Source organism: Flavobacterium resistens (assembly GCF_900182645.1).
In the GTDB taxonomy this organism is placed as follows: Bacteria; Bacteroidota; Bacteroidia; order Flavobacteriales; family Flavobacteriaceae; genus Flavobacterium; species Flavobacterium resistens.
In genome coordinates, this window is the sequence record NZ_FXTA01000006.1 from 78,794 (window position 1) to 103,030 (window position 24,237).

21 protein-coding genes are annotated in these 24,237 nt (G+C 33.8%); 3 read left to right on the forward strand and 18 right to left on the reverse strand.

What is annotated here, in order from left to right; all coding sequences use genetic code 11:
• Positions 1 to 3: 3 nt before the first annotated feature.
• The 9 genes from FN795_RS19460 to FN795_RS19500 all read right to left on the reverse strand — a co-directional run bounded on the left by FN795_RS19460 (position 4) and on the right by FN795_RS19500 (position 11,031).
• A complete protein-coding gene (locus tag FN795_RS19460; RefSeq protein ID WP_035650975.1) occupies positions 4 to 384 on the reverse strand; it encodes a DoxX family protein in 381 nt (126 codons plus the stop codon).
• Positions 385 to 513: 129 nt separating this feature from the next.
• Positions 514 to 1,245, reverse strand: coding sequence for a GNAT family N-acetyltransferase (locus FN795_RS19465; protein ID WP_142452156.1), 732 nt, complete (start codon positions 1,243 to 1,245; stop codon positions 514 to 516).
• A gap of 69 nt (positions 1,246 to 1,314) precedes the next feature.
• Positions 1,315 to 1,920 (reverse strand): Crp/Fnr family transcriptional regulator, encoded by a 606-nt coding sequence (locus tag FN795_RS19470; RefSeq protein ID WP_142452157.1) that lies wholly within the window; start codon positions 1,918 to 1,920, stop codon positions 1,315 to 1,317.
• Between the two features lie 6 nt (positions 1,921 to 1,926).
• Positions 1,927 to 2,751 (reverse strand): hypothetical protein, encoded by an 825-nt coding sequence (locus FN795_RS19475; protein ID WP_142452158.1) that lies wholly within the window; start codon positions 2,749 to 2,751, stop codon positions 1,927 to 1,929.
• A 271-nt stretch (positions 2,752 to 3,022) separates the two neighbouring features.
• Complete coding sequence (locus FN795_RS19480) at positions 3,023 to 4,441, reverse strand: TolC family protein (protein WP_142452159.1); 1,419 nt, start codon at positions 4,439 to 4,441, stop codon at positions 3,023 to 3,025.
• Between the two features lie 124 nt (positions 4,442 to 4,565).
• Complete coding sequence (locus FN795_RS19485) at positions 4,566 to 7,730, reverse strand: efflux RND transporter permease subunit (RefSeq protein ID WP_142452160.1); 3,165 nt, start codon at positions 7,728 to 7,730, stop codon at positions 4,566 to 4,568.
• Between the two features lie 11 nt (positions 7,731 to 7,741).
• Positions 7,742 to 8,959: an efflux RND transporter periplasmic adaptor subunit gene (locus FN795_RS19490; protein WP_142452161.1), complete on the reverse strand. Its 1,218-nt coding sequence runs from the start codon at positions 8,957 to 8,959 to the stop codon at positions 7,742 to 7,744.
• Positions 8,960 to 9,206: 247 nt separating this feature from the next.
• Positions 9,207 to 9,800, reverse strand: a complete 594-nt coding sequence (locus tag FN795_RS19495) for a TetR/AcrR family transcriptional regulator (protein ID WP_142452162.1) — start codon at positions 9,798 to 9,800, stop codon at positions 9,207 to 9,209.
• 313 nt (positions 9,801 to 10,113) lie between these two features.
• Complete coding sequence (locus FN795_RS19500) at positions 10,114 to 11,031, reverse strand: SMP-30/gluconolactonase/LRE family protein (protein WP_154275374.1); 918 nt, start codon at positions 11,029 to 11,031, stop codon at positions 10,114 to 10,116.
• A 383-nt stretch (positions 11,032 to 11,414) separates the two neighbouring features.
• Here FN795_RS19500 and FN795_RS19505 point away from each other — a divergent pair, with 383 nt between their 5' ends.
• From FN795_RS19505 to FN795_RS21495, 3 genes are all read left to right on the forward strand, one after another.
• Positions 11,415 to 12,851: a gluconokinase gene (locus FN795_RS19505; RefSeq protein ID WP_142452163.1), complete on the forward strand. Its 1,437-nt coding sequence runs from the start codon at positions 11,415 to 11,417 to the stop codon at positions 12,849 to 12,851.
• A 75-nt stretch (positions 12,852 to 12,926) separates the two neighbouring features.
• Entirely contained in the window at positions 12,927 to 13,370 is a 444-nt protein-coding gene (locus FN795_RS19510; protein WP_142452164.1) for a cupin domain-containing protein, read from the forward strand.
• 338 nt (positions 13,371 to 13,708) lie between these two features.
• Complete coding sequence (locus FN795_RS21495; RefSeq protein WP_167498101.1) at positions 13,709 to 14,086, forward strand: hypothetical protein; 378 nt, start codon at positions 13,709 to 13,711, stop codon at positions 14,084 to 14,086.
• A gap of 83 nt (positions 14,087 to 14,169) precedes the next feature.
• Here FN795_RS21495 and FN795_RS19515 read toward each other — a convergent pair whose 3' ends face one another.
• The 9 genes from FN795_RS19515 to FN795_RS19555 all read right to left on the reverse strand — a co-directional run bounded on the left by FN795_RS19515 (position 14,170) and on the right by FN795_RS19555 (position 24,209).
• On the reverse strand, positions 14,170 to 14,514 hold the full coding sequence (locus tag FN795_RS19515) for a dimethylsulfonioproprionate lyase family protein (protein ID WP_142452165.1): 345 nt from the start codon (positions 14,512 to 14,514) through the stop codon (positions 14,170 to 14,172).
• A gap of 16 nt (positions 14,515 to 14,530) precedes the next feature.
• Positions 14,531 to 14,956, reverse strand: a complete 426-nt coding sequence (locus FN795_RS19520; RefSeq protein ID WP_142452166.1) for a DoxX family protein — start codon at positions 14,954 to 14,956, stop codon at positions 14,531 to 14,533.
• 270 nt (positions 14,957 to 15,226) lie between these two features.
• Positions 15,227 to 16,021, reverse strand: a complete 795-nt coding sequence (locus FN795_RS19525; protein WP_142452167.1) for a helix-turn-helix domain-containing protein — start codon at positions 16,019 to 16,021, stop codon at positions 15,227 to 15,229.
• 136 nt (positions 16,022 to 16,157) lie between these two features.
• Complete coding sequence (locus FN795_RS19530) at positions 16,158 to 16,475, reverse strand: GIY-YIG nuclease family protein (RefSeq protein ID WP_142452168.1); 318 nt, start codon at positions 16,473 to 16,475, stop codon at positions 16,158 to 16,160.
• 290 nt (positions 16,476 to 16,765) lie between these two features.
• On the reverse strand, positions 16,766 to 17,578 hold the full coding sequence (locus FN795_RS19535; protein WP_142452169.1) for a hypothetical protein: 813 nt from the start codon (positions 17,576 to 17,578) through the stop codon (positions 16,766 to 16,768).
• Between the two features lie 11 nt (positions 17,579 to 17,589).
• Positions 17,590 to 18,111, reverse strand: coding sequence for a hypothetical protein (locus FN795_RS19540; RefSeq protein ID WP_142452170.1), 522 nt, complete (start codon positions 18,109 to 18,111; stop codon positions 17,590 to 17,592).
• A gap of 338 nt (positions 18,112 to 18,449) precedes the next feature.
• Positions 18,450 to 19,538 (reverse strand): efflux RND transporter periplasmic adaptor subunit, encoded by a 1,089-nt coding sequence (locus FN795_RS19545; RefSeq protein WP_142452171.1) that lies wholly within the window; start codon positions 19,536 to 19,538, stop codon positions 18,450 to 18,452.
• On the reverse strand, positions 19,528 to 22,812 hold the full coding sequence (locus FN795_RS19550) for an efflux RND transporter permease subunit (RefSeq protein ID WP_142452172.1): 3,285 nt from the start codon (positions 22,810 to 22,812) through the stop codon (positions 19,528 to 19,530). Before FN795_RS19550 ends, FN795_RS19545 begins: the two co-directional genes overlap by 11 nt.
• Positions 22,813 to 22,823: 11 nt before the next feature.
• Positions 22,824 to 24,209, reverse strand: coding sequence for a TolC family protein (locus tag FN795_RS19555; protein WP_142452173.1), 1,386 nt, complete (start codon positions 24,207 to 24,209; stop codon positions 22,824 to 22,826).
• Between the last annotated feature and the right edge of the window lie 28 nt (positions 24,210 to 24,237).

A 24,237-nucleotide genomic window follows, 5' to 3' on the forward strand; every position in this document is an offset into this window, starting at 1 on the left:
AGGTTATAAGGCTATATTTTTATAACGTTCTATTTTATGATAATAGATATATGAAATTGCTAAAATCAATAAAATGATCAATGGGAAAAAACTTTGAAAGTTGACTCCATCAACTGCAAAATGACTAATTGAAGCAAAGATAAAATCGAATCCGAATCCGGCGTATGCCCATTCTTTTACATTTTTTGGAACTTGAGGAATGACTAACGCTAAAACTCCCAATACTTTGAAAACGACTAAAGCATTTCCAAAATATTCTGGATAACCTAAATGTCTGATTCCTTCTTTGGCCAATTCAGTTTGCGAAGTAAGCGCGGGCATAACTCCTTCGAATAAGAAAATTAGAATTGTCGTTGTCCAAAAAATAATTTTTGCTTTTTTCATGTGGTTTTGTTTTTAAATAGTTATTAGTTAATGTCTTACAAACTTAATAAACTTATTTTTCTCCGAAATACACATTTACGACTATTTTAGGGGCATTTGAGACAAGTGTCACTTATGATGTAAAGAAATTTAGCTTAAAAAGTAATTCGTAATCGAGAACAAATCCTCAAAACCTAATCTGCTGTAAATGTTTTTTCCTAAAGCTGATGCTTGTAATTGTGCATATTCACAATCAGCATCAATAGCTTCATTGATGGCATACTTCATGATTTCTTCGGCAAAACCTTTTTTGCGCATTTCAGGAATGACACCAACTCCGTGAATTCCCATGATATTTTCGGTTTGAAAAAGTGTAAGGGTTCCTATTGATTTCTCTTCGAAATGAACGAGATAAAATTTGACATTTTGATAATTTGAAATCAATGTTTCTTTACTGATTACATAATTAAAAGATAACGGATAAATATCTGACCACGTTTTCGCATCGTCTTCTTTTAAAACTCTTTTAAAAGTAAGCTTGTTTTCCAGTTGAAATTTTTCATCCAATTTTAAAGCCATTGCTACAAGTTGGTTTCGAATTTCAAATCTATTTTTCTCAAGAATTTCATTTGAATTACTTTCGAAAATATCCCAATACGGAATCACTAAACCTGGTTTTTTTTCAATTGTTTCCAGAATTTGCGGAATATTTTCTTCTGTAATATCTTCTCGAAACCATAATCGGTTTGGCCATCCTGAGTTTTTTATTTGACTAAATTCAAATGGATCATTTTTATGATAAGAAAGGAGCGGAGTGGCAACCGTTTTCCAAAGAGTTGTAAGATTGTCAATGTTATCTTTGATGAGGTTTATATTTTTCATTTTAATATCAAATTAATTATAAAACAAAGATAAACGGGCAATGTGAGGAAAGCCTTTACATATGTTGATTTACAAAACTTTTTCGAGATTTTTTCTAATTCGGCTTAATTGTGTTGGTGTAATGCCTAAATGCGAGGCAATATGCAATAACGGAACGCGATCTGCAATAGTGGGATGTTTCTCTAAGAAACTTAAATATCTTTCAGTTGCATTTTGCATAACCAAAGCAATCTCTCTTTGTTCTTTTTCAATAATCCAGTTTTTTTCCAAATAGGCAATATAGAAGGTTTTAAGATCATCGTTTTCGTTAATCAACTGGGTATATTTTTTGTAATCAAGAGTGATCAAAATACAATCTTCTAAAGCTTCAATTGTAAAACTGGAGGGAGTTTGTAGTATTGATGAAACTTTAGAGCATGCAAGTTTGTTTTCGAAAAAAAGGTTTTTGTTATAGAAATTTCCTTGTTCGTCTGTAATAAAAGTTCGCAGAATTCCTTTTGCAATGAAATAAAGATTTTTGCAGATTTCTCCATTTTCTAGTACTATTTCTCCTTTTTTGATGGTCTGGAAATGTGTCAGGTTTTCAATCAATTTCCAGGACTTTTCAGAAATTGGAGCGTAACTTTCGAAATATAGTTTTAGATTGTTGAGGTATGTGTCTTTATTGAAAGTCATAGTATTTTATTCGAAGCTAATTCTTAAAGTATTTTCTATTCTGGCTTTAACACCTTTGTAGGTTCCTGGTTTCCAATTATTGTAATCTTTCTTTAGAGTATTTATAGCAAGATTAACTAACTCTTGTTTGTACTTTTTATTAATGCCTTTTTCATTTACCCAATTAGTTTCTTTTAGATTACTTATTGTCCCATCTTTTTCTACAATAAATTCTATATCAGTAAATAAATCGTTCATACTTTTTTTATTTATCGGTAAATTAGTTTTTATGGTTGTGTAATAATCATTTTCAATAGCAATTTTTGGGTTTAGTATTTTTGGTTTTTCATTTGGCTCTAAATCGTAAATACTAATAACTTTATTATTGATGTTAATGTTTTTTATTAGAATTTTTATTGCATCATTTTCTATTTCGGATTTATAATTTTCGCCATATTTTGCCTTCATTTTTAAATCAATGTAGGCACTATAGCAACCTTGTGTCTGTCCTTGATATATAACACACCCTAAATCCTGAATTCCTAGTTTAAATTTTTTCCTTTTGAGAACCTCTTTAATTTCTTCTTCATAAGGTTTAAAATCGCAACCAAAACATATGGTTTGAACATAAACGCCATCATATTTTGAAAGATCATTTTTTGCCCTTTCAATTTCACCACTGCATAAAGTGTCTGTTTTAGGAACATTCTCCATGTATTTTGTATAAACTAACCTTGGAAGTTTAACAACTTTAGTTGTATCAAACGTTGATACATTAGATATTTCTTTGTTTTTTTTGCAGCTAATTGTTAGAAAGAAAAATATATATAGAAGGAAGTAATATTTTTTCATATAATGATTAATAATCTAAAAGTAAATATATGAAATTATAGAAATGTATTACTAATGTAATTTATGTTGTGGAGCTTCTTGTGAAGATTTCTACTTCGGCGCAATGATAAAAATGAAAATAAATCGGCTTAAAAAACATGGCGTTCTTTGCGTATCCCGCTAGCTATCGGGATTGCGCCATTTGCGGTTAAAAACAAAAAAAAACGCCATGAAACCAAAAAGTCTCACAGCGTTTTCATCTCAAAAAATAAATAATTAACGGGTATGGGTATTATTTCCAGCCGCCTCCGAGTGCACGATACAATTCAGTATTGGCTGTTAATTGTTGTCTTTTTATGTCTGCTAATTCTAATTCGCTTTGCAATAAATTAGCCTGTGCAGTTAAAACTTCAAGATATTCTGCCATTCCGTTTTTGAAAAGCAGATTGGCATTTTTAATAGCTTGTTGCAACGTTTTTACTTTTTCCTGAAGAAAAGTTTCCTGTTGTTGCAATTTTTCGTTTACAACCAAAGCATCAGCAACTTCGCTTACAGCAATCAAAACCGATTGTCTGAAATTTAAAACTGCTTTTTCTCTTTCGGCAACAGCGATATTATATTGCGTTTTTAATTTTTTATTGTTCAATAAAGGTTGAGTCAAACCTCCGGCAACCGTTCCAAACAAAGAAGCTGGAATTGTAAACCAACTGCTGGTTTCAAAAGAATTCACGCCACCTTGAGCTGTAATTTTCAATGTTGGATATAAATCTGCTTTTGTGATTCCGACGTTTGCATTTGCTATTTTTAAAGCTAATTCAGCACTTTTAACATCAGGTCTTCTGCTTACTAATGAAGATGGAATTCCAACTGAATTGTTGTTTTTAACTGGAACTGAACTTAAAAGAACTGTTCTTTGTTTTGATGTTGGAAACGAACCTGTCAAAACACTTAAAGCATTTTCCTGAATTGCAATATTTTGCTCCAATAACGGAATCAATTGCGCCGAATTTAATTTCTGCGCTTCAGATTGCTGAATGGCTAATGACGTTGTTTGTCCCGCATCATATTTTAATTTGATGATGTTGGTTGTACTGTCATTTAATTTCAGATTTTGTCTCGCAATATCCAATTGTGCATCCAGCATTAAAAGATTATAATATCCTCTTGAAACATTGGCAACTATATTTGTTTGCAAAGCTTTTTTAACTTCTTCAGACTGAAGATATCCTGCAAAAGCACCTTTTTTCTGGTTTTTGATTTTTCCCCAAATATCAGCTTCCCAAGAAAGCGTTGCTCCAGCCGAATAATCATCGATATGTTTAGCACCTAAAGCCTGATTTAGGTTCATTCCTGTAAAACTATTGTCAGACGGATTACTTGAACTTGCATTTACAGCTAAATTAATCTGAGGAATATTTCCCCATTTTGACTGTGTAAAACGGTATTGTGCAATTTCGATGTTTTTGGTAGCAATCTGCAAATCATTATTTCTTGCAATGGCGCTGTCAATCAATTGTACAATATCTTTTTCGGTATAGAAATTTTTCCACTCCAAATCGCCAATACTTGCCGTATCTTTTGAAACAGCTGCATTCCTGAAATTCTCAGGAAATGCATCTTTTGGTGTTTCAATATCCTTTGATACCTTACAGGATATTAAGGTCGTGATCAGAATGGCGAAGACCACGATTTTGGTTATATGATTTTTCATTGTCTTTTTATTAGATTTCTGTACAAGTATCTTTTCTAGTTTCAAGATCTTTTGAGATTCTGTACGATATATAAGCGATGCCAACTATTATGGTCACCAAGATTGTCGTTATATAGTTTTCCATTTATTTTTCTTCGTTATGAATTACTGCTACTGGTTTTCCAGTAACTTTTTCTTGTAAATGTTGGAATACGATGAATAAAACCGGAATAATAAATAATCCGAGAATTACTCCAGAAAGCATTCCGCCCGCTGCTCCAATACTAATCGAATGATTTCCTTGAGCCGATGGTCCTTTGGCACTCATCATTGGCACTAAACCAACCACAAAGGCTAGGGAAGTCATGATAATTGGTCGCAAACGTAATTTTGCAGCGTCGATTGAAGCTCTTACTAAAGCTTGTCCTGATTTTCGTTTTTGGACCGCAAATTCCACAATCAAAATGGCGTTTTTGGCGAGAAGTCCAATCAGCATGACAAGTGCAACCTGAACGTAAATGTTGTTTTCAATTCCGGTCAAGCCGATTGCCACAAATACTCCAAAAATACCTGCAGGGATTGATAAGATTACAGCCAATGGCAGAATATAACTTTCATACTGTGCGGCAAGTAAGAAATAGACGAATATCAAACACAGTAAGAAAATTGTTGCCGACTGTCCTCCAGAAGAAATCTCTTCGCGAGTTTGTCCTGAAAATTCATAACCATAACCTGCAGGAAGCTGTTGTGCTGCAACTTCTTCAATTGCTTTAATAGCGTCTCCAGAACTAAATCCAGGTTTCGGAATCGCATTAATCGAAATTGAGTTGAATAAGTTGTAACGTGAAGCGGTTTCTGAACCATAAACACGAGTCAGTTTTACTAAAGTGTTTATCGGAACCATTTCGCCTGTTTTGTTTTTTACAAAAACTCGGTCAATTGATGATGGATCAGCTCTGTCAGCAATATCAGCCTGAACAACAACTCGGTAGTATTTTCCGAATCTATTGAAATCGGAAGCCTGAGCACTACCAAAATAAGTCTGCATCGTTTGTAAAATGTCTTTTACATTTACACCTAACTGATTTGCTTTTTCATCATTAATATCCAATTGCAATTGTGGATAATCAGCTTTGAAACTGGTAAAGGCTACAGCAATTTCTGGGCGTTTCATTAATTCTCCAATGAAATTTTGAGAAATTCCACTGAATTTATCCAGTTTTCCTCCGGTCTTATCCTGAAGCACTAAATCTAAAGCTTCAACATTACTAAATCCAGGAACAGTCGGGAAACTGAAAACGAAGAAACTTCCTCCAGAAATACTACCCAATTTACCACGAACCTGATTCATGATTTCGTCGATGTTTTTCACTTCGCCACGGTCTTCATTTGGTTTAAGCAATACGAAAACAACTGCTGAAGACGGACTTGTAGAATTTGTCAATAAGTTGAAACCTGAAATTGCGGTTACAAATCGTGATGCATTTAAACCTCTTAAAGTATTTTCTGCTTCCGTCATTACTTTTTGAGTTCCGTCAAGAGATGTTCCAGATGGCGTGTTTACTGCAATCGCAATAAATCCTTGATCTTCTGTTGGAATAAATCCTGCTGGAGTTGTTTTTACCAATATAACAGTTGCTATTGTAATTGCAGCTAATCCGCCTAAACTCAACCATTTTTTTCTGATTAAGAATTTAATTCCGCCCACATAACGATTCGTAAGCGATTCAAAACTGCTATTGAAAGCGGTAAAGAATTTTTCTTTAAATCCTTTTTTCACGTAAGGCGCATTTGCATCGTGAGCACTATGATTATCTTTCAAAAATAATGCAGCAAGTGCAGGAGACAATGTCAGGGCATTAACAGCCGAAATTACAATTGCAATTGCCATAGTAAAGGCAAACTGACGATAGAAAACTCCCGTAGAGCCTTCCATAAAACCAACCGGCAGGAATACAGCAGCCATTACCAGCGTAATCGAGATAATAGCACCCGTTATTTCGTGCATTGCTTCATGTGTGGCTACTTTTGGAGATAAATGTTTATGCTCCATTTTCGCATGCACGGCTTCTACGACGACAATCGCGTCATCCACCACAATACCAATCGCCAGAATTAATGCGAAAAGCGTTAGAAGGTTGATCGAGAATCCGAATAACTGCATGAAGAAGAACGTTCCTAAAATTGCTACAGGTACAGCAATAGCCGGGATTAATGTTGATCTAAAATCCTGAAGGAAAATAAATACCACAATAAATACCAGTATAAAAGCTTCTAATAAAGTGTGTTCAACCTGTTCAATGGATTGATCCAGCGATACTTTTGTACTATAGAAAATATTATGTTTTATTCCTTTTGGGAAATCTTTAGAGGCTTTTTCCATCATTTTATTGATGGCGATCTGAATATCATTTGAGTTGGAACCCGCTAACTGAATAACTCCAATTACAACTCCTTTTTTACCATTTAAACGTGTTAAACTGTTATAAGAATATGCACCTAATTCAACTCTTGCAACATCTTTTAAGTGAAGAACAGAACCGTCAGGATTAGAGCGAATTGCGATATTTTCATAATCTTCTGGTTTAGTTAGTTTTCCTTTGTATTTGATTACATATTCAAAAACTTCTTTGCTTCGTTCACCAAATTTACCAGGAGCAGCTTCCAAACTTTTATCCTGAATGGCACTCATGATTTCGTTTGGTGTCACTTTATAAGTTGACATTTGCGTTGGATTCAACCAAACACGCATAGAATAATCTTTTACACCACCAAAAATACTGGCAGAACCTACACCCGGAATACGTTTTAATTCCGGAATAATATTAATCTGTGCATAATTGGCAACAAAAGTCTGATCGTATTTTGATTCATCTTCGGTATACATACCAATTGCCATGATGAAACTGTTTTGTTGCTTAGCCGTGATCACACCTTGCTGTACAACCTCTGCAGGCAGTTGGCTTGTCGCTTGAGCAACTCTGTTTTGAACGTTAACTGCAGCTTGATCGGCATCTGTTCCTAATTTAAAGAACACTGTGATAGCCAAACTACCGTCATTACTCGCGGTAGAACTCATGTAAGTCATGTTTTCTACACCATTTATAGATTCTTCCAAAGAAGGTGCAACAGAACGCAAAACCGTTTCTGCGTTTGCTCCCGGATATACCGCCGTTACCAAAACCGATGGAGGCGCAATATCAGGAAATTGCTGTAAAGGCAATTTAGTCAAGCCAAGTACTCCCAGAATCACCAATAAAATGGAAATAACGGTTGCCAGTACAGGCCTTTGTATAAATATTTTGAACATTGTCGTTTTTATTATTTTTGATTAATTACTTGGGCAACTTTAGTTGATTTTTCAGGTTGAATAACTTGTCCTTCTTGAAGTTTGTCAATACCGCTCAAAACGATTTGGTCACCTGATTTTACACCATCTTTGATTAGATAATTAACACCGCTTTTACCAGCAATCGTGATTGGCATTTTGCTTACTTTATTGTCTTTGCTTACAGTGAATACAAATATTTTATCCTGCATTTCAACCGTAGCCGATTGTGGAACTAAAATCGCATCGTCGTGCTGAACGCCTAAACGGATTCTTCCTGTATTTCCAGAACGTAAAATTCCGTTTGCATTTGGGAAAGTTGCTCTTACAGTAATCGCTCCGGTAGTTTTGTCGAACTGACCGTCAACCATATCAATTTTCCCAGTTTGAGGATACGCATTGTTATCTGCCAAAACTAAAGTTACAGGAGGTAGTTTTCTGATTTTATCACCGATAGTATTTCCGGCATATTGTGCTTTGAAATTGATAAAATCAGTTTCTCCAAGAGAAAAATAAGCAAAAACTTCATGAACATCTGAAAGATTTGTCAAAGGTTCAACATCTGTAGCTGAAACTAAACTTCCTTGTTTTTTAGGTAATCTTCCAATGTAGCCACTTACAGGAGCAGTTACAGTAGTATATCCTAAATTGATTCTAGCCGATCCAACCATTGCTTTTGCTTGTTCGATATTTGCAGCAGCAATTTTTTGAGAAGCTTTAGCCGTTTTTAATTGATAGTCTGAAACTACTTTATTTTGAACTAATGGAGTCAATTTGTCAACTTCTAAATTAGCGTTTATCAAAGCCGCTTCTGCTGCGTGAAGATTTGCTAAAGCATTATTCAATTGTTCGCGGAAAGGACGTTCGTTTATTTTGAATAAAGTTTGACCTTTTGTTACATAAGCACCTTCGTCAACATAAACTCTTTCAAGGTTTCCGCTTACTTGCGGACGAATTTCAACGTCAACAGTACCTTGTATAGAAGCAGGATATTCAGCGTCAGTAGTTGTGTTAGCGCTTGTGATTGCTGCCACAGGTAAAACCGGTGGAGGCGGAGCAGCAGGTGTCTGATTTTTATCAGCACAGCTGCTTAGTACTAATGCCAGAATAAAGCTGGTTATAATTACATTTTTCATTTTCATATTGGTTTTAATTTGTTGGACATTCATTTGTTTTAAAATCTTTTGCATTCTGACATTCTCAGGATTCATAATTAATTTAATTAAATTATCTAACGTTGTTAAGTTTAAGTGCGCAATTTTCTTATTGTAAGCTGTTTTTTTGATTCTGCTTTAAATCGGTATTAAATCATTTATCACTGTTAAGTAAGAGAGTAAAAAAAAGCTCTAATTACGTTAATTAAATTTTCTAACAGCGTTAAGTTAAACTTCTAAAAAAAAGGATTTTTAAAATTGTCCTTAAATTATTTTACACTGTTAAGTGAAATTGAAAATTTTTTTATTGTATTGATTTGATAATACCGCCAATAGCGTCTTTCAAAATTTGATTGTTGATACTTTCCAAAGCTCCATTTCTGTTAATGATGTTGATCGCAATCAAACCATGAATAATAGAAAAGAAAGTAAAATACTTTTGTTTAATAATTTCCGCATCCGGATTGCTGTTTTTCATGACTTCAGCAATAACTGCTGTGAACATCATATAAGGCGAATCTGAAAGCGAACATTGTTGCGAACAGCAATTCATCTGAACTCCGAACATTACCTGATACATTTCGGTATCTGTAAAGGCAAAATCCCAATAAGCCATCCACATGGCTTCTAATTGTTCTTCTGGTTTTTCAAATTTTGCTTTCGCTTTTTCTAATTCTTTTGCCAGTTTAATAAACCCTTGACCAGTCAATTCAGTCAAGATAGCATCTTTATTAGAAAAGTATTCATAAATAATAGGGGCAGTATATTCAATTCTGTCAGCAATTTTGCGCATACTCAAACCATTCCAGCCGTCTTCTTTTACGATGTCATAAGCAGCCCCAAGAATGTTACTTCTTGTCTCTTCTTTTTGTCTTAAAATTCGATCTTTACTAGCCATTTTGATTTAGTATTAAATTGTTTAACACTGTTAGGCAAATGTATGGCGGTTTTTCTGATTATGAAATATTTTTATCATAATATTTTCTTATTGAATCATAGAGAGTTCTAAAATGCTAGTAAAATATGGCATTTCTGAAGGTTTTCTATTTTTAGAAAATTTCATTTCAAGCAAAATTCAAACCAAATTCGAATCAAATTAAGATGTTTTTGAAGTTTTTTGATTCTGGAAAATGTCTGATTTCTCATTAACGAATAAAATTTCAATCAAAATTTTGGAAAATGATAAAAATAAAAAAGAGAAATAGGAACGATTATTTCATTCCCCGAACATTCATTTCTATTGTATAAACACTTTTACTGGCAGTAATAAATAATGTTTTAAATTTTTTTCCTCCAAAACAAACATTAGCGGTCCAAGGTTCAGGAACATCAATATGGGCTATTTTTTTTCTCTTTGGATTGAATACAGTAACTCCTTTTCCGCATAAGTAAATATTTCCGGACTCATCTATTGTCATTCCATCTGAGCCTGATTCAGTAAACAGCGTTTTTTTGCCTAAAATACCGTTGCTTTCGATTGTATAAGAATACGTTTTATTTGCTCCTATATCCGCTACGTATAAGGTTTTCCCATCTGAAGTTCCAATAATGCCATTCGGTTTTACAAGGTCATCGGCAACGTTGATAACTTTGGATTTATCCGGAGATAAATAGTAAACAGATTCTTTCTCAATTTCTTTGGAAGTATGTTTCCAGTAATCTCTTTGATAGAAAGGATCTGTAAAATAGATACCGCCTTTTGGGTCAACCCAAAGATCATTGGGACCATTCAGCCTTTTTCCTTCGAAGTTGTTTAATAATACAGTATAATTTTTGTTTTTGTCTATTTTCCAAAGCTCATTTTTTTCATCGGCGCAAGCCAAAAGGTTTCCTGCATGATCAAAATACAAACCGTTAGACCTTCCTGCATTTTCCATAAAAACAGAAAGTTCTCCATTTACCGACCATTTCATGATTCTATTATTAGGCTGATCGGTAAAATAAATATTTCCTTTTTTATCCGAAGCAGGGCCTTCCGTAAAACTGAATTGATCCGATAGTTTTGTGAGAACTGCGCCTTTTGCTATTAAGTTATAGCTTTTTTCTTTTGATGTCTGAGCGGATATAAAATTTGTAAAAGTTAAAGCAATAAGAAATATAAGTTGTGATTTTATTTTAAGTTGGAGCATTATAAAAAGGTTTAAAAGTTGCTTTTGAAGCGTTTTTAAAAGTAGTTTTTATTTCGGATATTCTGCAAAGTTGAGTTAAGAATTTTTTCAGGAGCAGAAATTTCGTTTTCAAAAGAATGTTTAGTCCTGCTCTCCACTATATCTTTTGTGGCGAACCCCGTCACAAAAGGATGCCGTTTCTATCAGGGCTAGACGAGAAGATATCTTTTTCATAATTTTTCTAAGCAACTTTAAATGAATTTATTTAACGTATTAAATCTTAAATGGCGCCTTTTTACGTGTAGAAAGTAATATTTTTACGAGACAAATTAAAAAGACGCTTAATCAATAATTTAATTATGTGGCGTTACACAGCGAATTAGTTCTGTTATACTTTTAAATTTATGAATCAGATAAATAATATGGAAGCATTGTATATTGGCATTGACATAGGAACAACAGCCACAAAAGCCGTTTGTTTTGATAGACAGGGAAATGTGCTTCGACAAATTGCTAAGTCGTACGAAATGTATCATCCCAAGCCGGAATGGAGTGTTCAAAAACCATATGAAATTTTGCAAACTGTAAAAGAATGTATTAACGAGATTACAAACGGAATTCAGCCTCAGTTTATCAGTTTTAGCTCGGCGATGCAAAGCGTTATTGCAATTGATGAAAATGGAAAACCACTGACTGATGCTATTTTATGGGCAGATAACAGAGCTGCGGGAATTGCCGAAAAACTTAAAAATTCAGATCAGGGAAAACACTTTTATCAAAAAACCGGAATACCAATTCATCCTTTTTCTCCCTTGACAAAAATTGCCTGGTTCAAAGAATTTGAATCTGAACTATTTTCCAAAACCTATAAATTCATAAGTATTAAAGAATATGTCTGGCATCATTTGACCAATGAATATTATACAGACACCTCTATGGCGTCCGGAACTGGATTGTTAAACATTCATACTTTGGATTGGGATGAGGAAGTTTTGGATTTCTTAAATATACAGCCACATCAACTATCTAAAGTTTGTGAAGTCACACACCAATGCAAAGGAATTTCAGATGATTTTCTTTATATCATGGGTGGTGGCGACGGTGCGTTGGCCAATCTCGGAACAGGCGCTATGAACAAAAAATGTATTGCTTTGACTATTGGCACGAGCGGAGCAGTTCGATTGCCTATTGACAAACCGTATCTTGATGATCAAATGCGCACGCAGTGTTATCATTTAATGGACAATCAATATCTTACTTTAGGTGCTGTCAATAATGGTGCGATAGTTTTACAATGGCTGAAAGAAACTTTGCTCAATACAGCACAATCTTTAGAAGTTCTTATTGAAGAAGCCGCAAAAATCCCTGCAGGTTCTGATGGACTGCTTTTTGTACCTTATTTATTGGGAGAACGAGCGCCAATCTGGGATGCCTCGGCTCAAGGAAGCCTTTTAGGAATGCAGATTACGCACACACAAGCGCACTTGGTAAGAGCCACTTTAGAAGGAATTTTATTTGGATTGTTCCAAATTACAGAAATTTTAATTCCGGATCCTGAACATAGAAAAGAAACAAAAGTTATGGCCAGCGGCGGATTTGGTAAAAGCGAACTGTGGCTCCAAATGGTTGCTGATATTTTTCAGATGCAGGTTGAAACCTCGCAAACTATCGAAGGATCTTCCTGGGGCGCTGTTCTTATAGGTTTAAAATCACTAGGCGAGGAAATCACAAATGATAACAAAATCGGACAAACTTATTTTCCTAATACGGAAAATAAAAATGTATATGAAGTTGCGTTCAACAAGTTTAAAAAAGTATATCCTTTATTGAAGGATTTTTAAGAGCTAATATGAATGGACAACAAATAGAGAATTAAATCAGTGAAAGAGATTTTTTCATAACATTACAAAAAAATAATGAAACCAACAATTCTTATTAAAACCACATTAGCTGTTCTGTTTTTCCATCAGATTAGCTTTTCTCAAGAAGTAAAAAAAGAAACAACTTCAACAGAGCCAAAATACACAATCGAAAATTGTGTCAATCATTTTGATTTAAACAAAGCCACAAAAACAAAAGTAGGCTATCAATATTGGTTTGCCGATAAAAACTTCACTCAGGAAAACACACTTAAAATGAGTATTGTAGAACCTGGAAAATCAACTCATGCGCCACATCACCATCCTGAAGAAGAATTTTTCTATATTTTAGAAGGAACAGCCGAATTCTTCCTAGAAGGAAAAACCGTTACAGCTGGACCAAACACCAGTTTTTATTGTCCGCCAAATGCTGAACACGGAATCAGTAATGCTGGAAAAACGGATTTGAAGTATTTGGTTATTAAGAAGGATTTGAAATAGTTTTTATTTACAAGTACAATTTATACTACTGATAAAAACTTATTTTAATATAATTTGGTTTTTTAAGTTGTCTTTTTTGTTTTTATTTTCTGAAATTTAACAGATTTGAAAATTAAATATAATAATATTGATTTATGAATAACTTGAAATTTAAGCATACGACATGTAAGGGTAATTTGGAAAAAGATAGTTTTCTAAAAAAAAATAGCAAGTCGATCTTTGCAATTTATGCACTAATTTTAATGCTAATTTATATATCTGCAATGATATTTTTTAAAAAATGTGTATCTTATGAATTTAGTAAGTTTTCCTTTTTCGTAGGATTAAATTTGTGGATTATGTTTTATATAAATTCACAGAAAATTATAGACAAGAATCAATTTAAAGAATATGCTTTTTTAGGTTTATTACTTGTTGCTTTAAACTTTTTTTTACAAATATTTATAAATAATAACGATCTTATAAGTTTTGTATTGACAGGATTTCCATTCTTTTATATTGTTTATTTTCGATTGTTACTTTTTTTATTTTATAATGACTTTGCTGCTTCTTATAAAAGGCCTAAGATTTTTTTTGCATCAAGAAGTAAATGGAGCAGTGGAGATCTAGAATACGATTATATTGCAACTAATAAAGAAATCCTATTTTCTAGATGTTTATTCTTTGGTCCTCTAATTTTTGTAGTTTTGGCTGTATATTTTATAATTAGAAATTAACAATCTGAATTTATATGTATTCAAATTTTAATACCTCTATTTATAGTGAGAGGTATTAAAATTAAATGAAGATTTTAATTACGTTACTTCAAAATTACAACTTCCTCAGGCACCATAAACAAAAGTGTACAACCTGTTCTTGAAAAAACAGAATGCGTACTTCCAGGAGGCATATACAAATAATCCCCAGCTTTTAATTCGTCTTTTCCCGAACGGACTTCGCCTTCGAGAACGTAGATTTCTTCGCCGGCGGGATGAACGTGATTTGGGTACGACGCGCCAGGTTCAAACTTTAAAAGAAAAGTAGGAGGTCGGTTGGTGGTTTTGTCGAAGCGTAGTACTTTAGCATAAATTCCGTCTGTTTTTATGCCTTCTTCCTGAAGTGGTTTCCACTCTAATTCATTGCTTTTTGTGATTCTAGTTTCCATAATGTATTTAATTTAATTAGTTGATTTTTAAAAGGTATTCGTCTAAACTCCATCGGTATTTGTCGGCGGTTGATAAAAGGAAAGCACCCATAGAAAAGACAAAATCAGAATAATCAAGAGGTTCTTTAATTCCGAAAGAATACGTCATTGCCAACGCAAACAAAAAAGTTAGAATTGAAGCACCAATAGCAGTTTTTCTTGTTTGATATCCAACTAAGAATAAAACAGCAAATAAGGATTCCAAAAAAGTGCTGAAAATTGCAATTGACGGAATAAGACTTTTAGGCAAAAAAGAATTGACTTCTTCGGCGTAAGCCAGAAAATTTTCCCAGCCCGAAGATTGTTTTCCCAAGAAACCCAACCGACTTAAAACGGCGGATAAAAATCCAATAGCCATTGCAATTCGTAAAAGCAAAGTGGCATAATCCTGATATCTTTTCATAAACTATTCTGTTAGTTATTAATCAGATACAAAGATCAGGCAGTGGTTCGCTTTAAAGAATAGATAATCTTGGAAAAAGCATGTAATGGGATATTCTGTGCGATTTATTTAAACACATAGAAACATAGATTTTACAAACTTATAAAGGCTTTTCACTTGCATTAATAAACATAGCTATGTGTTGAGAAACTAGTTTCTCTTTTACATTTTTTAAGCACATTTAAAACCTATGTTTCTATGTGTTAAAAAAAACGCGTAACAAATTTCAAATTATAAACCCGCTACTTTTTCTTTATAAGATTTAGGAGAAATGTTAGTATGCTTTTTGAAGAAGTTCGAAAAATAAAACGGATCATTAAAACCTAAAGAATAAGCCGTTTCTTTAACCGATAATTTCTCGTAAGTAAACAAACGTTTTGCTTCAGAAATAATCAATCCGAAGATGATATTTTGAGCGGTTTTATTGCAATGCAGTTTTGAAAGTTCATTGAGTTTGGCTTCTGTAGTTCCAATTAAATTGGCAATTTCAGTAACCGAAAGATTTTTATCAAAATTCCCGCGAATGGCTTCTAGAAAATGAAGAAACAAAGCATCAGGTTTATAGATTTCTTCTCCGAGTTTTATTTTAGAACGATTGATTTCTATTAAAATCAATTGGATTCTAGAATGAATAGAGATGAGGTATTGATACGGTTTTTCGGCAATTTCTTGTTGAATAAGTTGTAGCGAATCAATAACCAGTTTATCGTTATCAACTTGAATGACTTCATTCATTGCAAAATGGCAGAATAAACTATTGTGAAAAATCAGTTCGATGTCATTATCATTTTTGCAGAAAAAATCATAAGTAAATTCAAGAACAAATCCGGTTGCTTGGTTACTGTTTTTGATATAATGTATTTGACCAGAAGTGATCGTAATGACTGAATTTTTGGTAATCGTATATTCATTTTCATCCACAGAAAGCGTCATTTCTCCCGATGTACAAAACAGAAGCACATATTTTAATACACGTCTCGGGTTTTGTAAATCTTCTGCTTGATCAAATGTTTTTATATCAATCATTTATTGGGAATTTTATATTCAAAAATAAGAATATTTTTTTGAGATTTTGGTCTTGAGATTTTTGCATTCAGTTTGTCATTTCGAGGAACGAGAAATCACACAAGTATATCGACAAAGATTTGAAAGAAAGTAAAACTTATTCAAAATGAAAATTTAGAAATTCAAAAGTTTCATTAAAACTCCTTATCAATTCAATTTTCTTATCTCTTCGCCATTTTTTCAATTCTTTTTCTCGTGCGATTGCTTCCTGTATCCAAGTAAATTTTTCGTAATAAACTAAAAACTGAATATTATATTTTCCTGCAAAACTATTAATGTTCAAATCAATATTTTCCTTATGCTTTGCAAGTCTTTGTTTTAAGTTATTTGTAACACCATTGTAAAAAGATGTTCGATGTTCATTTGTTATAATGTAGACATAATAGCTATGAAAGCCAATTTGAGGATTAAACATGTTGTTTTTTGTACGAATATACATGTTTTTCTATTCGATTTTGTCATTTTACACAATAGTTCAATGCGTACAGTTTGTCATTTCGACCGAAGGGAGAAATCGCACCCGTTGATCGACAAAGATTGGCGACATACTTAGCGGAGTTTCTAGTGTGATTTCTCCCTTCGGTCGAAATGACAAACTAAACTTAATGACTCACTGCGTTCACGAGCGAGACGCTCGCGCTAGCGGGGATTTTTGTTTTAATTATTGCTGATTTATTATTTTTTGAATAATTAACTTTAATCAATTTAAATATTTATAATTGAATTAGCTACTCTCTTTTCAGCACCAATTGGTGTCGTGTAAAATCTCTGTTCAATTCCCCAAAGAACAAATTTTAAATCATCATCAGTTTCGATTTTAAATTTTCCATTTTGATAGGTCACATGTCCATATTGATTTGTATAATCATATATTGCTTGTTTTTCATCATTAGTAAAACGACTTAAAGTTTCATTAACTAAAGCAATCCGTTTTCTATTTGGAACACTAACATTGTTTGTAAGAAAACCATTGTTTACATCAAGAAAATCATTATTTAAGAATGCCTGTGTCTCATCTTCTGTTGCTACTCTGTATAATTGGTCCATTCCTTTAAAAATTTTTTGCGCAGCAGGCAATCTTTTAAAATATAGGATGTCACTTTGTTTATCATAGATGGTATCTGCACATGGATTTATAGTGATAATTGGTTTTTCAGTTTGTATTGTCAATTCTTCAATAGAAAACCATTTTTTACTAATATAAAAACTCGAATTTATTATTTGAAAAAAATATAAATTAGTTTGTACTGTACATATGAAAGAAAGTTTCTTTAAATCAGCTTGTGAAATTTGATCGTGATTCACAGAATCTATATCATTCTGAAGAAATTCTAATATGAAACCTGAGGTTGAAAAACTAGTAACTTGATAAAATTCTTCATTTTCAATGAGAGTTGCAGGATTATAATCGATACCATTTAAATTTAGTTGTCCAATATCGTAAACATTCGTTTCTGTTTCAATGACACGAAACATATTTTGTTTTCTTTTTACTTTTCCGTAAATATAATTTGCCATATTAATGTTAATTAGAGTTCTATAAAAGTATAATTGTTGATTCTTCTTAATTTTTCAAAACCATTTTCACTTGGTGCTTTTAATTGTTTTCTTGTTATTAAAAATATTTTTATGTTTCTAGATGTTTTAATAAAATAGAAATGATAGCCAAAAAGCAAGAAAATAGGATTGAAATAAAGAGTTTGTGATAGAAATGTGAAAACATATATAATTGTAAAAACAACAATAAGTGTAGAGATATCTTCTATTCCCAGCGACACAAAAAAGTATCCTAAATATGTTGGGAGAAAATTATTATTTGCTAATTCAATTTCTAAAACTGAATTGTTTTGTAAACTGTCTTTTGGTAAATTTCTAGCAATTAAAAAGCTTAAAGCGCTTAGAATAATCGGAATTGCTACAAAAAGAATCCATGAATAATACGTATGATATTCATCTAAAAAAATAAATTCATATTTTTCTTTGACTAAATAAACAACAACGATTAGCCAAGTTGAGTTGAATGCCAAGAATAATTGATACAAATATTTCATAGTTTTTCAGTTTGTTAATTTTTGTACTGAAGTATTCCGTTTCAGACAAATATCTAGATTCGAATTCTGTCTTTTTTATGGAAAACCGTAATCGGAATAAAATTTATAAAGACAAGTGTAACAATAAATTATCTGAAACTAATAAGTATATATACCTGTTTGCAATTAAATAACCTATTATTAAAATCAAAAAAAGAAGCGGCACTAAAAATAGCACCGCTCCCTTTTCAAAATAAATTTAATTTTACATTTTAAAACCAAATCAAATTTTAAAATGCTCGCATTAAATAATGCGTACAGTTTTTGGGTAATCTACTAAAAAGAAGACTAAACGCAGGTTATTCGTTTATTGTATCGCCTTCCTTAGTTTCTTCGCTGGCAATTTTTACCAGTTTATCTTTCAGAGTCAAATCACCGAAAATTTCAATTTTATCGTCGATTTCTCTTCCTTTTTTAATGTCAACTCTTGTGGCTTTGTGGTTTACCACTTTTATCACATATATTCCTTCTGCAGAACTTACTACCGCTGATTTTGGCACTACAAATGTGCTGTCTTTCGCGTTAAGCGGTAATAAAACTTCGGCAACCATTCCTGGTAATAAATCGCCTTTTGTATTGTGAACGTCCATTTCGACTCTTTCAGAACGTAATTTTAAATCCAAAGCGCCAGACATTCTGGTAATTGTTGCTTTAAAAGTTTCAGGCAATGATTTTACGTTGAAACTCATTTCGTCGCCTTGGTGCAAATATCCCGTGTACAATTCCGGAACCGAAACCGCTAAACGCAATTTACTTTGTTCCTGAATCGTTAATAAAGGCAAATCTGAACCTTTTCCTGATGGACCAACAAATGTTCCTAAATTCACATTTCTAGCGGCTACAACACCGTCAAACGGCGCACGAATTTCTAAATAACCTCTTATAATAGAAATTTCTTTGTGCGCTGCAATTGCGGCTTGATATTGTGCGTAATCAGAGTTTTTCTTTCCGTTAGCCATTTCTAAATCATTTTTAGAAATTGTTCCTTCCACTTTGCTGGTTTCATACAAACGGTTGTACGTGCTTTTGCTAGTTGCGTAAATGGCTTCCATCGATTTTAATCTTGATTCGGCTGCAGCCAATTGAGAACTGATTTCAGGCGCTTCCAAAACAATCAAAAGTTGTCCTTTTTTTACTTTGGAACCAATATCAACTTTTAAATCTTTTACGAAACTGCTTACTTTTGCATATAAATCTACTTGTTGAAAACCAGTTAATTCGGCTGGTAAACGCAATTCGGTAGTCAGTTTTTCTTTTTCTAAAAGAAACGTTTCAGTTTTAGGTTCGATTTCTGCTGTAACAACTTCTTCTTTTTTAGAATTACAGCTGTTCAGGAAAAATAATGCTGAAAAAAACAGCGCGCTATATTTTATAATTTTAGTGTTCATTTTTTGGTTTTAAAGATGAGATATAATGGATGCTTTCTTCGTCTTCAGGATCTAAAGAAACAGATTGTGTTGTTGTTTTTTCTTGTGCCCACGCAAATATCTGCGGAAGGATTAACAGTACGGCAAAAGTAGAAAATAATAATCCACCAATTACCGCTCTTCCTAACGGAGAAACCTGATCGCCTCCTTCGCCGTGTCCAATCGCCATTGGCAACATTCCCATAATCATCGCAACTGATGTCATGATAATTGGACGAAGACGCAACGCCGCAGCTTCACGTGCCGATTCTAATGCATTTCCGTTTCGTTTGCGCAATTGCTCGGCATTGGTAACCAATAAAACGGCATTCGCAATCGAAACCCCAACCGACATGATGATTCCCATGTACGATTGTAAATTCAATGTTGAACCAGTTAATGTCAGCATTATTAAGGCTCCCAAAACTACCGCCGGAACGGTTGTTAAAATTACCAGCGAAACTTTGAATGACTGGAAATTAGCGGCCAACATTAAGAAGATTACAAAAATGGCAACCAATAATCCTACTTGTAAACTGCTTAATGTTTCCTCCAATACTTTACTCAAACCGATTGGCGTAATGAATAACCCCCTAGGTAATTCTCCCAATGAATTTATAGTTGCAGCAACATCTTTTGACGCGGTCCCCAAATCGGTCTGGTTGATGTTTGCTGTAACGGTAATGTACGGCATTGCCCCTAAATTGTCATTTTCACCGCTGACAAAGCTTGGTGTAATTTTAGCAACGTCACTTAAAACTGGACGCAGCGAGTTTTTCAATACTGGAATTTCTCCAATATCGGTTTTGCTTTTCATTTTGTTCAATGGCACTTGTACCTGAACGTTGTATGATAATCCGGCTCTTTCATCGACCCAGGTATTTTTTTCGGTATATCTTGATGATGAGGTTGAAGCTACAAGTGATCTCGAAATATCGTTCATATCAACGCCTAATTCGGCAGCACGCGTTCTGTCAATATCAATATTCATTGCTGGATAATGAATTGGCTGTCCAATTTGAACGTCTCTGAAATATGAAATTGCTTTTAGTTTTTCAACAATTTGATTTGCGTATAATTCATTTCGTTTTTTGTCTTTTCCTGCAATTCGAACTTCGATTGGAGTAGGAGAACCTTGGCTTAAAACTTTATCAGTCAATTCGATTGGTTCGAAAGAAAGCTTAGTATCAGGTAAAACTTTTTTTAGTCTTGCTCTAAATTCATCTTTAAAGTCATCCATGTCTTCGTGATATTCTTTTAAACTCACTTGGAAAACCGCTTCGTGAGAACCTGCCATGAATAAATAAATTGGGTTGATTGAGAAAAGAGAAGGGTGCTGGCCGACATAAACAGAAGAGATTCCGATATGTTCTTTTCCAACCATTTTTTCCAGTTCTTTCAAAACAATTCTTGCTTGTTCTTCTGTTCTTTCTAAACGGGTTCCGTCAACAGCGCGTATTCTCAATTGAAACTGACTTGAATTGGTTCTTGGGAAAACATCTTTTCCAATAAAAGTAATTAATAGAATAGCTAATGCCGTAGCAGAAATCAAATACGTAATAGTTGTTATTTTTTTATGAACGAATAAACGATCCAGCAATTTCATAAAACGGACTTTGAATCGTTCAAACGGACTTATTTTTCCGTTTTGATCAGTGTCTAGTCTTTCAACCATTACTTTTTTCTGCGTAATCAAATCTTGTTCAGATTCTGGCGTCAATCCGCACGCGTTGAATTCTGCTTCATCATCTGTGATTTCAGGCGTATGTTCGTGTTTTGCATGTCCTTTCATCAACCAGTTTGCCATTACAGGAACAAAGGTCTGTGATAATAAGAATGAAATTACCATTGAAAAACCAATTGCTAAAGCCAAAGGCAAAAACAACGCTCCCGGAATACCAACCATTGTAAATGCTGGAGCAAACACAGCCAAAATACAAAGTAAGATCAATAATTTAGGTAACGCAATTTCCTGACAGGCATCCCAAATGGCGAGTGCTTTTGGTTTTCCCATGTCGAGATGTTGGTGAATATTTTCAATCGTCACCGTACTTTCATCCACCAAAATACCAATGGCCAAAGCCAATCCTGATAAAGACATCAAGTTGATTGTTTGACCGAATAATTTAAGGAATAAAACTCCAGAAATAATCGAAATCGGAATTGTCAAGATTACGATCAAAGCCGCACGACGGTCGCCAAGGAATAATAAAACCATTAATCCCGTTAAAACTGCTCCAATAATTCCTTCTGTAATCAAACTTTTTACCGAGTTGATTACATAAACAGATTGGTCAAATTCGTATGATAATTTAACGTCTTCAGGAAGTGTGCTTTGGATTTTTGGCAATTCAGCTTTTAATTTCTGAACCACATCCCAAGTCGAAGCATCTCCCGCTTTTGCAATACTGATGTAAACCGAACGTTTTCCGTTTACCAAAGCATAACCCGCAGTAATATCGGCACCGTCTTTTACAATTGCTACATCACCTAATTTTAGGTTTTGAACACTTCCTTTAAATAGCGGAATATTTTCAAAATCTTTAATTTCTTTAATCGTATTGTTGGTTGGCGTAATATAGTTTTTGTCGCCCATACGAACGTTTCCTGATGGCGCTGTCTGGTTGTTTAAACGAATCGCTTCTACGATTTGATCTGGCGTCATATTGTGAGAACGCAATAAATCGGGATCTACGTTAATCTCAATAGTTCTTGGACTTCCTCCAAACGGAGCCGGAGATAATAAACCAGGAATTGAAGTAAATGAAGCACGAACATAAACGTTGGCCAAATCCTGCAATTCATTATTTGATCTGATTTTACTGCTCAAAACCAATTGTCCGATTGGTAATGAAGAAGCATCAAAACGAATGATAAACGGAGGTTGTGTTCCTGGAGGGAAAACCGCTTGGATTCTGTTTGAAAGCGCACTCAACTCGGCAGCAGCCTGAGCCATATTTGTACCTTCGTAATAGGTTAATTTCATAATCATTAACCCTTGAATATTTTTGGTTTCTACTGATTTTATACCATTCGAGAAAGGCAAAACATTCACGTAGTTTTTGGCAAAATAAGCCTCCATTTGGTCTGGCGTATAACCTCCAAACGGATGCGCAATATAAATTACCGGCAAGTTCATTTTTGGCAAAATATCTACCTTAATGTCCTTGATGGCACCAATTCCGAAGAAAAATAGACCCGCAACCAATACTAAGATGGAGATGGGCTTGCGGAGTGCAAAACGTATTAAATTCATTTGGCTTTTAATTAAAATTCATTTATAAATAAGTCAAAATTGCCCGTTGCAGCAACTTTCAGCAAAAACGACTGCCATACATTATTGTTGACAATATCACGGTCGATTTCGGCGCGGTTTAACGTAAACATCGTTTGAGTCAAATCGGTTAAATCAGTTAAGCCGTTTTTGTATAAAGTCGATTTCTGAATATAAGCACGTTGTGCAGCATTGACCTGAATTGGCGCTTCGGCATAATTTTCCAAAGTGATTTTTATTTTATCTTCAGCAAAAGTCAACTGCGATTGCAATTCTCTACTCGCCTGATTGTATTCTTCCTGCAAAGCCTGAGAAACAAATTTTTGAGACGTTACTTGTTTGTTGGCTCTAAAAGGCGTTGTCAAATTCCAAGTAATTCCAACTCCAACCAAATAATTAGAGCGATCCGGATTTACGCCATCCCAATAATTTCTGCTAAAATTCGATTGATCGACAGCATAACCTGTTTCAAAACCCGAAGCTCTGGTTTGTAAAACTCCAAAAGCGCTCATTGTTGGATAATAAAAACGTTTGTATAATTTAACCTGTTGATTGCTGTAATCAATCTTCGTTTTATAAAATTGTAATAAAGGATGTAAACTGTCAGTTGAAGCTGTTGATCTTAAAACCTCTTTCGGAATTTGATTTACAAACAAAGTGTCTGCGATGAAATCCTGAGGTGCAACGCCCATTAAATCGACTAATTTATTGTTTTGTTCTTTGACAAAATTTCGCGCAAGATTCAAGGCGATTTTTGCTTTTGAAACTTCAGCAGTTGCTAAGGTTGAATCTACTCCAGCCAATAATCCGTTTTTAACTCGGGCAACAGCTGTCTTTTTGAAAACTTCTGCACGGCTTAAATTCTTTTGCTGGGAAATCAGTAACCTTTGGCTTGCCAATAAATTCAAATAGGCCGCCGAAATTTTAATTTTTTGCTGAAACATTTCCTGCTCTAAATCTTTTTCTTTTGCCTGAACATCAACTTTTGCCAAATTGATTTTTTCCTGAGTTTTTCCGAAAGTAAAAAAGTCCCAGTTCATGTTCACTAAATATAAGGCACCAAAAGCAGAATTCCAGTTTTGTTCTGGTAATGCTGGTCCGGAAGAAGCAGTTCCTAAACCATTAAATCCGTAAAGCGCACCGTTTTGGCCATTAATAGTTCCATAATCTTGTTGTGCGGATAAATTAAGATTAGGAAGATAATCACGTCGAGATTGTTTTAATGTCTCTTTTGAGGCACTGGCGTAATTGTTTTTTGCTTTGATCGAACCATAGTTTTCGAGACCTGTTTTTATTGCTTCTTTTAAAGACAAGGTTTGTGAATAACCATTTGAGGCTAAAATCAAGAAAAATAATAAAGTAATTTTTTTGAAATACATAAAACTCAAAGTGTGAAATTAAAGTGCA